Here is a 12280-nt window from a genome sequence, read left to right as displayed (position 1 = left end):
ATTTACTGATTTACAACTTGATAAATTGCCTTCCCCATTTCATGTGCTTGCAAGCCTCTAATCCCTTGTTCAGCGAGTAAATCCCCTGCTTGTGCATGTAAGCTGACAATTTCATGTAATGCGACTTGCTCATGAAATTGCGCTTTTAGACTCGCAATCATGCCTGCCAGTACATCCCCCATTCCACCCGTTCCCATTCCCGCATTACCTTGAGTGCAAATCCATAATCGATCATCCAAAGTCAGACTCCCTGCACCTTTAAGCACCCATTCTCCTGCATATTTTTGTTGTAGCTGATAAATCGCGGCAATCCGATCTTGTTCTATATCTGCTGCTTTACAACCCAACAAAGTTGCTGCCTCACCTGAATGTGGAGTTGCATAAACATGAGCACTTAATTGCTGCGGATATCGAGCCAAAAACCATAATCCATCAGCATCCAATACAACTTCTAAATGTGAATTTTTATTAAGTAAATCAAACCATAATTGATAGATCTTTTCAGCCCATTCATCTCGTCCTAACCCCATTCCAAAACAGACTGCGTCGACCTGTGTTAATAAATGTTGAATAAGCTCTTGATCAATTGCATTAATATCTCTCACCATAATATTAGGTGAACGCGCTAGAATTGCTTGATGATGTTTAGAATGGCAAACCACTGTAACTTTGCCAGCACCAGCATGAAAAGCAGCTTCAGCAGACATAATGACTGCACCCCCCATATCGGCGTGTCCACCGACGACTAGCACATGTCCATAACTTCCTTTATGACCAAAGGCTTTGCGCTTCGGTAAAGCAATTCGTTCAGGAGATAAATAAGCAAGTGGTTTTAATTCTGCATCAATTGGGATCAAGCTGACTAAATGCAGTTTTCCCACATACTCCTTGCCTTGACCTGTAAACAATCCAGCTTTATATCCCAATAGGGTAAAAGTTTGATCTGCTTCTGTTGAACAAGGTAAAGCCTGACCAGTATCAGCATGAATTCCACTAGGAATATCAACTGACACTTTGAAACCTGTTTGCAGATTATAGAGGTGAATAATATTTTGCCATTTTTGATCCAGCATTCGATTTAATCCGATCCCAAATAAAGCATCTATATGACAATCGAATATGGGTAAGTCTTGGTTTATCTCATGTTCAGACAATAAATAGTCAATTGTTTGTGTATCAACTTGTTGGCTTTGTGCGTAATGAAATGCCTGTTGTAAATCCTCAGAATGACCTAGCTCTGTAGCAAACACGGTTACTTTAAATCCCTGCTGCTTTAAAAATGCAGCTATATAATAGCCATCACCTGCATTATTGCCCTGACCACACCAGACCGCGATATGGTTAATTTTTTTAGCTAGAAATTGTTTATTTAAGTTTTGCGCTATTGTCCAAGCTGCTTGCTGCATTAAACCTAAAGAGGAATTCTGTTGAGCAAACCATCGACGCTCCCATGCTTGTATACTTTGACTATCATAAACTTGGCTATGGTAAACTGATCGTTGCATGATTTTCTCCTTATTATTGGTTTATGGCTTCCACTTCCTCATCTCACAACACTTCTCAAAAGATTGAGATTCAGCAGCTTGATCCTCAAGAACTTAAAACATGGATAAAAGCACAAGCTTTGGAATTGGGTTTTTCTGATTGTGTCATTGCCAAACCAGATGCTCAAGATCAAATGCCGAGATTTAAAGAATATTTAAAACGCGGCTATCATGCTGACATGCACTATTTAGAGGAAAACCTAGATAAACGAGCCGACCCAACTTTGCTCGTGCCAGGCACAAAAAGTATTATCTGTGTGCGTATGAACTATCTTGTAGCATCGCCAAAGCCCCGTTATGTACCATTTGAACCAAATTCAGCCATTATCGCACGTTATGCACGTGGTCGCGATTATCACAAAGTTATGCGTGGTCGACTTAAAACTTTAGCTACACGCATCAAAGAAAAAGTTGGAGATTTCGAATCACGTCCATTTGCTGATTCCGCACCAATTTTTGAAAAATCGCTTGCTGAAAGTGCAGGTATGGGTTGGACAGGGAAACATACTTTACTTATTCATAAAAAATCAGGTTCCTTTTTTGTTTTAGGTGAGTTATTTACTTCGCTTGATCTACCTTTTGATCAACCTGCAACAGCTCATTGTGGCTCATGTACAGCGTGTATTGATATCTGCCCTACACAAGCGATTGTTGAACCTTATATGTTAGATGCTCGAAAATGTATTGCATATCTAACCATTGAATATAAAGGCATTATCCCAGAAGAATACCGCGCTGGAATTGGTAATCGAATTTTTGGTTGTGATGATTGTCAGTTAATTTGCCCTTGGAATGGCTTTGCTAAAACAGCCACAATTCCTGATTTTGATCCAAGACATAGTTTAGACAATATTAGCTTGCTCGATATTTGGCAGTGGGATGAAGCTACATTTTTAGCCAATACTGAAGGCAGCCCGATACGTCGCACAGGGTATCAATCATTTAAACGTAATATTGCAATCGGACTTGGAAATGCGCCATACTCGAATGAAATCGTTGCTAAGTTGCAAGAAGCAAAACCTTGGCACGATGAGATTGTAAACGTACATATTGATTGGGCAATTCAACAACAATTGCGACAACTAATTGTCCATCACATAGAAAAATGATGTTTTTTGCCCTTTGGCTTTAGCATGATTTCTGTATGATTAATCTCAATCTTTGTAATCAATCATCATGGATATAACAATGACCCTACGTAATGACTGGACTCGTGATGAAATCCAAGCCTTATATGATCAACCTTTTTTAGATTTAGTATTTGAAGCACAACGCGTTCATCGTCAACATTTCCAAGCAAATACCATTCAAGTAAGCACACTACTTTCAATCAAAACAGGTAAATGTCCTGAAGACTGTAAGTATTGCTCTCAATCTGCTCATTACGATTCTAAATTAGAAGCGGAAAAACGCATTGCTGTTGATAAAGTTATTCGTGAAGCTATTTCAGCAAAAGAATCTGGTTCTTCACGTTTTTGTATGGGTGCTGCTTGGCGTAATCCACATGAACGTGATATGCCTTATGTTCTCGAAATGGTTCGTGAAGTAAAAGCATTAGGTTTAGAAACTTGCATGACTTTGGGGATGCTAAACCAATCTCAAGCAGAACGCTTAAAAGATGCTGGTTTAGATTACTACAACCACAACCTTGATACTTCTCGTGAATATTATTCACACATCATCAGTACTCGTAGTTTTGATGACCGTTTAAATACACTTGATCACGTGCGTCAGGCTGGGATGAAAGTTTGTAGTGGTGGGATTGTTGGTCTAGGTGAAACTCGTAATGACCGTATTGGTTTATTACATGAACTTTCTACTATGCCCGTTCACCCTGAATCCGTACCAATTAACATGCTTGTTCCAATTGAAGGTACTCCGCTTGCAGATGTAGAAAAGTTAGATGTTACTGAATGGATTCGTACTATTGCTGTTGCACGTATTATTATGCCTCACAGTTATATCCGTTTATCTGCTGGACGTGAATCCCTCAGTGATTCTGATCAAGCCTTAGCATTTATGGCTGGAGCAAACTCTTTGTTCTCTGGTGATAAATTACTAACAACACCAAACGCTGGTGAAGGTAAAGATCAAGTCTTATTTGCTAAATTAGGTTTAACTGCTGAAAAACCTAAACCAACGGTGGCAGAACTATCTATAGATGCAATGAGTGCATAAAATATAAAAACCTTGTCAATCGACAAGGTTTTTTCTGTACTGTTGAGATTAGATCGAAGTAACTAAAATTCCATATTTTGCATTTAGAAACATACCTTGACGAATAATGTCTACGCCAGCAGCATGTGTTACGGATAATTCCTGTGTATGTACATCAAAATGAAATGAATCAAAAATATCTTGATGTTGCATAAGCCAAAAAATAGTATTGGCAATATTTTCATCAACCGTATAAGTGTCAGAATTGAAGTCTTTATTCATGAGATTCAATATTTTGAACTAAATTAAAAATATCATAACGAATAAATTTACTTAAAACAGCTATATAAAAAAACACTTAACCAAAGGAGATTCGTGGTTAAGTGTATCAAGAGGAATTTCTAGATTATGCAGCTTGAGGACTAATAAGACTTTGTCCTGACTTCAAGCTGATCATCGCTTTAGCATTAAACTCTAAGGTTAAAACATGGTTATCAAGATGAACATGATATGCGTGAATTAATGGCTGCTGCCCTTCATCTGTCTCAAGCATGTATTCATCGGCGATATTTAAAATACCTTCAAGATTTGTTGTACTCGAAGCTCGGTCATGACTGAACAAGTCGTAGATCGTTTGCAAGTTAAAGCTTGTGATCAATTCTTGAGGATGATTTTTAATATAACTTTCAAGAAATAAAACAAATTTATGAGCAAAAAAATAGTAGTTCGGTTTATGAGTATAAAGCATATTCATTGAAAACTCCTTAGCTGATTTTTTCATCTAATCATGACTAAAACACTAAGAATTGAATCTTAAAAAATTCTTAAAACAAGTTAGGTGTTTTTGTAATCTATGTAATTTTCCCCACCTATATTTAGATTTTTTAAAAATAAGCTGAACTGATTTTTTATAGTTATTGATAAGAAAAAATGAACACCTTGATCAAAAAACAACTAAATGATTTGATTTTAATCACAAAACTTAACAGTCACCCTGAGATTATTTAAATAAAATTCACTTAATAACGAAAGTTTATTAATAAAAACTAATAAATAAACAATAGGTTATTCAAATTATAACAATTGATAAATTTAAGTATTAAATTTATGTGACGAAGTTTGCATTTTTTATAATGAATTGTATATTTCGCGCATTACTTGTTCAGCGCAAGAATTTAACTGGAAAAGTAATCTAATTCAAACTTTTAGCTGATGTATTAGAGAAATCATTATGAAAAAACTTGCTTTGATCGCTGCACTTTCAGTTGTAGGCATCGCAAACGCTCAAGCTGCTGACGGCACAATTACAATCAATGGTCTAGTAACTGACAAAACTTGTACTATCAATACTCCTGCTGGTAAAGACTTTACTGTTACACTTCCAACAGTTTCTAGACAAACTTTAGCAAATGCTGGCGATGTTGCAGGTCGTACTCCATTCCAAATCAACTTAAAAGATTGTTCAGAAGGTAAAGTTGCAACTTACTTCGAACCAGGTGCAACTGTTGACTTCAACACTGGTCGCTTAATCAACCAAGCTACTGCTGGTGCTCAAAATGTTGATGTTCAATTATTAGGTAGCAACAACCAAGTGATTCCAGTTTTAGCTGCTGGTGCTAGCGGTTCTCAAGCTAACTCTCAATGGGTTGATGTTGTTGATGGCGGTACTGCCGACTTGAACTACTATGCTGAATACTACGCAACTGGTGCATCTACAGCTGGTGAAGTAACTACAAACGTTCAATATACAATTATTTATCAATAATTATTGATCGCTGAGTTTCTATGTTTCAGAACATAGAAACTCTTTCATTTTTATAATCTTCCGCTTTATCAGAGAATGTAAAACATGTCATTTCACGGTTGTAATTTTTTGTCTGGCTTAGCACTCTGTTCGATGATTGCCACAGCTTCGCACGCAGAAATTGTTATTCATGGTACACGTGTCATTTATCCTTCTGATGCCCGTGAAGTAACATTACAACTTAGTAACAATGGCTCTAAACCTGCTCTGGTCCAAGCTTGGATTGATGAAGGTGATCCTAAAAGTACTCCTGATCAATCAAAAGTACCTTTCATGATTACACCACCTATTTCACGTGTTGAAGCGACAAAAAGTCAGACGCTCAGAATTACAGCTCTGCCAAATGCCTCTACGTTAAATCAACAACAAGAATCTGTACTCTGGTTAAACGTACTAGACATCCCACCAAAGCCAACGGCTAAAGGTGGAGAAACAGTACCTGATAATTTTTTACAACTCGCAATTCGTTCTCGAATTAAATTCTTTTATCGCCCTTCAACGATCAAAGAAGATGCCAATTTAGCTGCAGATAAATTGCAATGGCAAAAGTCTGGGCAAAGTCTTGTGATTAAAAATCCGACTCCATTCCACATTACGATGACTTCTATTTTCCAAGTGAATGACGATAAAAAAGTCGATTTATTGCCTCAAGGCTTAATGTTAAAACCTTTTTCAGAAGATCGTGTTCAATTAAAAATGTCATCTACTGAAAAAATGAGTTTTATCAATGTTAATGATTACGGTGGACGCGTCGAAAGACCAATCAAACTCCAATAATCATTCATTATTTCTTATAACCAATAATTTTAAGTACCTATACCATATAGGCGAATTTTATTATGTCAAAACGGCACGCACCATACAGATTATTAAAGCGTCATATTTGTTTTTACCTTACATCAGGCATAATCAGTATGACTATGCCAGTCATGGTTTACGCGGATGAATCTGCTCCTAATAATGCCACGGAGGCTGAGTTTGACTCATCCTTCTTGATTGGTGATGCTCAGAAAATTGATATTTCACGCTTTAAATATGGTAACCCTGTTCTACCAGGTGAATACAACGTTGATGTCTACGTGAACGGTCAATGGTTCGGTAAACGCCGTATGATGTTCAAAGCTATTGATCCTAAGCAAAATGCAACAACATGCTTCAATACAAGCACGTTACTCGAATACGGTGTTAAACAAGAAATTTTGAAACAGACTCAATCTATTCAATCAGCTAATAGCTGTATGAAAATTGAAGAATGGGTTGACGATGCATTTTATGAATTTGATACTTCAAAATTACGTGTAGATATTTCAATCCCACAAGTTGCATTACAAAAAAATGCTCAAGGCTATGTAGATCCAAGTATCTGGGATCGTGGTATCAATGCTGGTTTTCTATCATATAGCGGCAGTGCTTATAAAACATTCAACAACAATAGTGATAATAAAGAAACAACTAATGCATTTATGGCTTTAACAGCTGGTGCAAACATTGCTGGCTGGCAATTACGCCATAATGGTCAATGGCGCTGGCAAGATCGCCCGACCGATAATGAAAGTAAATCAGACTATCAAGCGACAAGCACCTACTTACAACGTGCTTTTCCTAAATATCGTGGCGTATTTACCTTAGGTGATAGTTTCACAAATGGTGAAATCTTTGACTCTTTCGGATATCGTGGTGTAGATTTTTCAAGTGATGACCGAATGTTGCCGAATAGCATGCTCGGCTATGCCCCTCGTATTCGCGGAAATGCAAAAACCAATGCTAAAGTTGAAGTACGTCAACAAGGTCAACTGATTTACCAAACCACAGTTTCACCAGGAAGTTTTGAAGTTAATGACCTCTACCCAACAGGTTTTGGCGGTGAGTTAGAAGTATCGATTATTGAATCAAATGGTGAAATACAAAAATTCGCGATTCCTTATGCATCTTTAGTGCAAATGTTGCGCCCTGGTATGAGTCGCTACTCTGTTACTGCAGGTGAATTTAGAGATAATGATATTAATCTCGACCCTTGGGTTGTACAAGGTAAATACCAAAGAGGTATCAATAATTACCTCACTGGTTATACAGGTTTTCAAGCAACTGAAAAATATGCTTCAGTATTGGCTGGTGCAGCATTTGCAACGCCAATCGGAGCAATTTCATTAGACGTCACCCACTCTGATGCTGATTTTGAAAGAAAAAAATCACAAACGGGGCAAAGTTATCGACTGAGCTACAGCAAGTTGATTACACCAACGAATACAAACCTCACACTCGCGGCCTATCGTTATTCGACAGAGAATTACTACAAATTACGTGATGCAATTTTAATTCGTGATTTGGAAGATCGCGGTTTGAATAGTTACGCTGTGGGTAAACAGCGTAGTGAATTTCAAATCACCTTAAACCAAGGCTTACCTGATGGTTGGGGTAATGTCTATATGGTCGGCTCATGGGTGGATTATTGGAATCGCAACGAAAGTAGTAAGCAATACCAAATTGGTTATAGTAATAATTACCAAGGATTAACCTATGGTATCTCAGCGATAAACCGCCAAGTAGATTATGGATCTAGTAATCAAACAACTGATACAGAATACTTGATGACACTGTCCTTCCCATTAAGTTTCAAAAAACATTCAATGAATGTGAATGCAAATGCATCAGAAGATTCCAGAACTGTAGGCGTGAGTGGAACTGTAGGTGATCGTTTCAGTTATGGATCATCAGTCACACATCAAGATCGTAGCAATCCAACGCTTAATGTAAATGGCCGGTATAAAACCAACTACGCAACAGTGGGTGGATCTTATAGTGTTGCAGATTCATATGAACAAGCCATGGTTAGCGTTTCAGGTAATATTGTTGCACACAAAGATGGCGTATTATTTGGGTCAGAACAGGGTCAAACGATGGTTCTTGTCTATGCCCCTGATGCAACAGGTGCTAAGGTTAATAATACGACTGGATTAAGTATTAACAAGAAAGGTTATGCCGTAATACCTTATGTGACACCTTACCGCTTAAATGACATCACTTTAGATCCTCAAGAAATGTCGACCAATGTTGAGTTAGAAGAGTCTAGCCAACGAATAGCACCATTTGCAGGAGCTATTTCAAAGGTTAATTTCGCAACCAAAACGGGATATGCAATTTATATTGCGACTAAAACAGCTAAAGGTGGAAACCTACCATTTGCAGCTCAAGTTTTTGATCAAAATAATGAGTCTGTTGGAATAGTTGCACAAGGTAGTATGGTTTATCTTCGCACACAAAAAGCAACTGATCGTCTCGTTGTAAAATGGGGTGACGATAGTACTGAACAATGTGAAATAACTTACGATGTTTCATCTCAATTAGAGAAAGATCAAAACAACTTAATTATGACTGAGGCGGTTTGTAAATGAAGAAAATACTAATCACTGGTGCTTTGTTGACAACAGGTCTTGGTTTTACAAGTTTAGCAAATGCAGCTTGTGCACCTACAGCTGGCTTCACAACAAAAATAATCAGTATGGCTGTGGGACGTGTTGTTGTTCGTCCTAGCGATGAAGTTGGCAAGATCCTACGTAAAGCAACTTTTGCAATTGATCCAAATAATTCGACAATTAATTGCACCCGATATTCAAGTGGAACTGTTCGAGCAGGTTTAACTCAAAGTTATCAAGTCAGTCCGCTTGGCAATAATATTTATAGTACAAATATTCCTGGTATTGGAATTCGTTTATATCGTGAAGCACAAAATAACTCAAATTTTTCTGGATATTATCCTTATTCGAGAAATATCAGTGGTGGTTCTTCTAGGGGAGGCACTAATTATTCATTAGATACTGGATATTTTGTTGTTGAAATCGTCAAGACAGCTTCACAAACTGGTTCTGGAGCATTAGTCCCTGGTCAATACAGTCGATATTACCTAACCTCACACCCCAATCAACCGATTTTAACTAGTCATGTTTATGGTGATGCTATTACAATTGCATCTTCTTCATGTGAATTACAAGGAGACATTAATAAAGTTGTTACCTTACCGACAGTTACAAAATCCGGCTTTTCTGGGGTAGGTTCAACACAAGGCGCTCAGAGTTTTAATGTAAACATTCTTTGTAACGGTGGGCAAAACCCAACTGGATATGAAGAAAAAAACCTAATTAGTCTAAGCTATGATTTCACTCAAGATGGCTCAAATAATCAAGTTTTAAGTAATATCGCACCAGCATCTACAAAAGCAAATGGTGTAGGTGTGCAGTTACTTTGGAACTATAACAATAAAAATCAAATCATTAAGAAAGGCGACAAACTTGAATTGGGAACGGTGAACTCAAATCAAACATTTCAATACAATGTTCCTATGACTGCACAATATTATCAAACTGCCACTAACGTCACTGCTGGGACTGTACGTGCAATGGCGACTGTTACCATTGAGTATGATTAATTTAGATTGATCTAAAGTTTCCATTCACCTCAAATTATGTAAATTTAATTTGAGGTTTTTTTATTTTTTAATTACTACATCACAGATTAATTAAAATAAGAAAAATAACGCACAATAAATTAAAATTTGAATTAAAAAACAATTCAGAATTAAAAATGCTAAATACAACACACTTTTAAAATCAAATTAATCAAACAGTTAAATTAATATTACCTAAATTATATTTTTTATGATATTTAATAATTAATACATTAAATAAAGGCATAAAAGATGTATAAAATAATATATAAATTTAGCTTAATAATAGCTTTCTTAGGATTAGGTTCAATTGCGAATGCAGCAAATACGATTCAATTCAAAGGAAACATTATTGAGGAAACGTGTTCAATTTCACAAAAAACAAAAGATTGTGAAGGATTAAGCAATATTAAAGACAATATTAAAGTAAATACTCATAATTTATCAAGTCTAATAAATGAATCACAAAAAAATGAAACTGTTGAAATTAATTTAGTGAAGGAAAAAGACCAAAACAAAGCTGTATTAATGGTGAGTTATTATTAATTTATTTTTTTCAATAAAAAAAAGCTCATCAAGCGATGAGCTTTTTTAGTATTTAGGTCTTTGTGCCCTTACATACAATATCCGCTATTTTTCCAGCAGATTCATTAAAAATATAAATTAGATTTGGATCTGTAACACATACTGATGCCTGAAATAAGTCTCTCACAAATATCCAAATATTAAATTGAGTATCTTGCTGTGAACTACTACGTTGAGTTTGAGCATATTGGTTCGCTGCATTCGTGAAAATGCTACTCCATTTTTGGCCAAATCCCTCAAGTTGCGCTTCCGAGTACCCTCTGAGATCAATTACTTGATCAACACGAGTAGAGTTAGGACTGTAAATAACAATAAATGGTCCATTTGAATACGCAATACTAGGATGTAGCTTGCTTAACTCACTTGCGGCAAGTGCATAATCATAGACCTTTAAAATCTGATTACAATCTGTCGTATCCTGAGGAATCTCTTGAGATACTGGTACTTTGGTAACGACTTGCTCCTCAATTGTCGCATTATAATAGTTAGATACGTCCTCGGTTGTCTCTAGCTGTACAAAGCCTTTACACAATGCCATGTTCAACTTTTTGGCATTTACACTATTTCTAAAGAAAATAGCTGCTGAAGGACGAATACTATTCGCAACTGGAGGTAAATCCGCTAAAGTTGTGGTGAATTGACGAGACATGTAATCACTGGAACTAATAGGCGCTGCTGGAGCAATCACCATAGCTGGTGGTGGAGGTGCTGGCGCTGCAACGGGATGGTTAGTAACAGTATGAACTTTTTCGATAGTATTAACTTTACATCTACTACCAGACTCAAATTCGATTTCAGTTAGACCATTCAGTTTTGTTTTCTTAATATCTTGATCAACACCTAAAAACTTAACTTTGTAAGTAGTACTATTATCAGACACAAATTTCTGACACTCTGGAGACTTGATATAAGCAATTCTTTCTTCTGTTATGAAAAATAAATCCTCTCCATCTTTCTCGAGAGTACCAGACACCTCTGCAAAACTTGAACTTGTAACAGTTGCAAGAAGCACACCTAGCCATATCCTTTTATGTATTAGCATTACACCATCCAAAAATAAATTTACATTTTGTAGCTAATTTAATACATAAGCGTTGTTATTGAAATTAGAACGATGAGTTTTTTTGAATTATTAGTAATCATTTTTATTAATAAAAACATTAAAACTAAATTATCAGATCAATAATTTATTCTTATTACTTTCATAGTGCTTACATGAAAACCAGATATTAAAAAAACCCCCTAGGATTAGTACACCTAAGTGGTTGTCTTATATGGTGGGCCCACCGTGACTTGAACACGGGACCAACGGATTATGAGTCCGCTGCTCTAACCAACTGAGCTATAGGCCCTAAAACGTTAAAATGATTGAATACAATAATTTAACTTGTGGCAGATTCTACATAATTCAGTTTTGCAATGCAATAATTTTTGTGCAGACGTTTAGCTCTATTGTACATTAATACATCATTTTACTTGATCAGGATCATTCACAATGATACTGGCAAGAACAAAGCCTAGAAAATCCTTAGATTATTATTCAACCAAAATATCTTCATGGAGAATCGTAAAACCAAATCTGCTTCTCTTCAATACATAGTAAAAGTATACATTAATATTTTTTATTTAAATGGTTCAAAACTCATAAGCATTAAAATCAACAAATTATATAATCGATTGCTCTAATAAATTGGAAGACTTTAAAACATGAAGCTTTTAATTCTATTTATAATTTAAAGATCGTAAAAT

The 12280-nt window shown here is 36.2% G+C and carries 11 protein-coding genes and 1 tRNA gene; 7 read left to right on the top strand and 5 right to left on the bottom strand.

What is annotated here, in order from left to right:
- Window positions 1–2: 2 nt before the first annotated feature.
- Entirely contained in the window at window positions 3–1505 is a 1503-nt protein-coding gene (locus IRT38_RS09920) for an NAD(P)H-hydrate dehydratase (protein WP_194597589.1), read from the bottom strand.
- A 23-nt stretch (window positions 1506–1528) separates the two neighbouring features.
- On the opposite strand from IRT38_RS09920, the gene queG reads away from it, so the two are divergent.
- Both queG and bioB read left to right on the top strand, forming a co-directional pair.
- The gene (queG, locus tag IRT38_RS09915; RefSeq protein WP_227592156.1) at window positions 1529–2653 is read left to right on the top strand and encodes a tRNA epoxyqueuosine(34) reductase QueG; all 1125 of its coding nucleotides are present in this window, start codon (window positions 1529–1531) and stop codon (window positions 2651–2653) included.
- A 79-nt stretch (window positions 2654–2732) separates the two neighbouring features.
- Window positions 2733–3722, top strand: a complete 990-nt coding sequence (bioB, locus tag IRT38_RS09910; RefSeq protein ID WP_004961484.1) for a biotin synthase BioB — start codon at window positions 2733–2735, stop codon at window positions 3720–3722.
- A 48-nt stretch (window positions 3723–3770) separates the two neighbouring features.
- Here the strand turns inward: bioB and IRT38_RS09905 are convergent, their stop codons facing one another.
- Both IRT38_RS09905 and IRT38_RS09900 read right to left on the bottom strand, forming a co-directional pair.
- Window positions 3771–3983, bottom strand: a complete 213-nt coding sequence (locus IRT38_RS09905; RefSeq protein WP_004915346.1) for a hypothetical protein — start codon at window positions 3981–3983, stop codon at window positions 3771–3773.
- A 124-nt stretch (window positions 3984–4107) separates the two neighbouring features.
- Window positions 4108–4455 (bottom strand): hypothetical protein, encoded by a 348-nt coding sequence (locus tag IRT38_RS09900; RefSeq protein WP_004954754.1) that lies wholly within the window; start codon window positions 4453–4455, stop codon window positions 4108–4110.
- A 477-nt stretch (window positions 4456–4932) separates the two neighbouring features.
- Between IRT38_RS09900 and IRT38_RS09895 the strand changes: the two genes are divergently transcribed.
- From IRT38_RS09895 to IRT38_RS09875, 5 genes are all read left to right on the top strand, one after another.
- Window positions 4933–5466: a fimbrial protein gene (locus IRT38_RS09895; RefSeq protein ID WP_004915340.1), complete on the top strand. Its 534-nt coding sequence runs from the start codon at window positions 4933–4935 to the stop codon at window positions 5464–5466.
- Between the two features lie 84 nt (window positions 5467–5550).
- Window positions 5551–6282, top strand: a complete 732-nt coding sequence (locus tag IRT38_RS09890; RefSeq protein WP_164978096.1) for a molecular chaperone — start codon at window positions 5551–5553, stop codon at window positions 6280–6282.
- Between the two features lie 62 nt (window positions 6283–6344).
- Window positions 6345–8897: a fimbria/pilus outer membrane usher protein gene (locus IRT38_RS09885; protein WP_194597588.1), complete on the top strand. Its 2553-nt coding sequence runs from the start codon at window positions 6345–6347 to the stop codon at window positions 8895–8897.
- Entirely contained in the window at window positions 8894–9928 is a 1035-nt protein-coding gene (locus tag IRT38_RS09880) for a fimbrial protein (protein ID WP_194597587.1), read from the top strand. The genes IRT38_RS09885 and IRT38_RS09880 overlap by 4 nt, the downstream gene beginning before the upstream one ends.
- 270 nt (window positions 9929–10198) lie before the next feature.
- Window positions 10199–10492 carry a type 1 fimbrial protein gene (locus tag IRT38_RS09875; RefSeq protein ID WP_129263016.1) on the top strand — a complete coding sequence of 98 codons (294 nt, stop codon included), beginning with the start codon at window positions 10199–10201 and terminating at the stop codon, window positions 10490–10492.
- A 52-nt stretch (window positions 10493–10544) separates the two neighbouring features.
- Here the strand turns inward: IRT38_RS09875 and IRT38_RS09870 are convergent, their stop codons facing one another.
- Both IRT38_RS09870 and IRT38_RS09865 read right to left on the bottom strand, forming a co-directional pair.
- The gene (locus IRT38_RS09870) at window positions 10545–11573 is read right to left on the bottom strand and encodes a hypothetical protein (protein ID WP_194597586.1); all 1029 of its coding nucleotides are present in this window, start codon (window positions 11571–11573) and stop codon (window positions 10545–10547) included.
- Between the two features lie 233 nt (window positions 11574–11806).
- Window positions 11807–11883 (bottom strand) — tRNA-Ile (locus IRT38_RS09865).
- Window positions 11884–12280 lie beyond the last annotated feature (397 nt).

Source organism: Acinetobacter sp. SK-43 (genome assembly GCF_015351505.1).
GTDB classification, from domain to species: Bacteria; Pseudomonadota; Gammaproteobacteria; order Pseudomonadales; family Moraxellaceae; genus Acinetobacter; species Acinetobacter junii.
The sequence above is the reverse complement of the archived record's forward strand: the minus strand, read 5'-3'. Positions and strand labels throughout refer to the sequence as shown.

Coding starts and splice junctions, on each gene's coding strand:
- IRT38_RS09880 (WP_194597587.1), top strand. CDS start 8,894: ATGAAGAAAATACTAATCACTGGTGCTTTGTTGACAACAGGTCTTGGT.
- IRT38_RS09890 (WP_164978096.1), top strand. CDS start 5,551: ATGTCATTTCACGGTTGTAATTTTTTGTCTGGCTTAGCACTCTGTTCG.
- IRT38_RS09905 (WP_004915346.1), bottom strand. CDS start 3,983: ATGAATAAAGACTTCAATTCTGACACTTATACGGTTGATGAAAATATT.
- queG (WP_227592156.1), top strand. CDS start 1,529: ATGGCTTCCACTTCCTCATCTCACAACACTTCTCAAAAGATTGAGATT.
- IRT38_RS09895 (WP_004915340.1), top strand. CDS start 4,933: ATGAAAAAACTTGCTTTGATCGCTGCACTTTCAGTTGTAGGCATCGCA.
- IRT38_RS09900 (WP_004954754.1), bottom strand. CDS start 4,455: ATGAATATGCTTTATACTCATAAACCGAACTACTATTTTTTTGCTCAT.
- IRT38_RS09870 (WP_194597586.1), bottom strand. CDS start 11,573: ATGCTAATACATAAAAGGATATGGCTAGGTGTGCTTCTTGCAACTGTT.
- IRT38_RS09885 (WP_194597588.1), top strand. CDS start 6,345: ATGTCAAAACGGCACGCACCATACAGATTATTAAAGCGTCATATTTGT.
- IRT38_RS09920 (WP_194597589.1), bottom strand. CDS start 1,505: ATGCAACGATCAGTTTACCATAGCCAAGTTTATGATAGTCAAAGTATA.
- IRT38_RS09875 (WP_129263016.1), top strand. CDS start 10,199: ATGTATAAAATAATATATAAATTTAGCTTAATAATAGCTTTCTTAGGA.
- bioB (WP_004961484.1), top strand. CDS start 2,733: ATGACCCTACGTAATGACTGGACTCGTGATGAAATCCAAGCCTTATAT.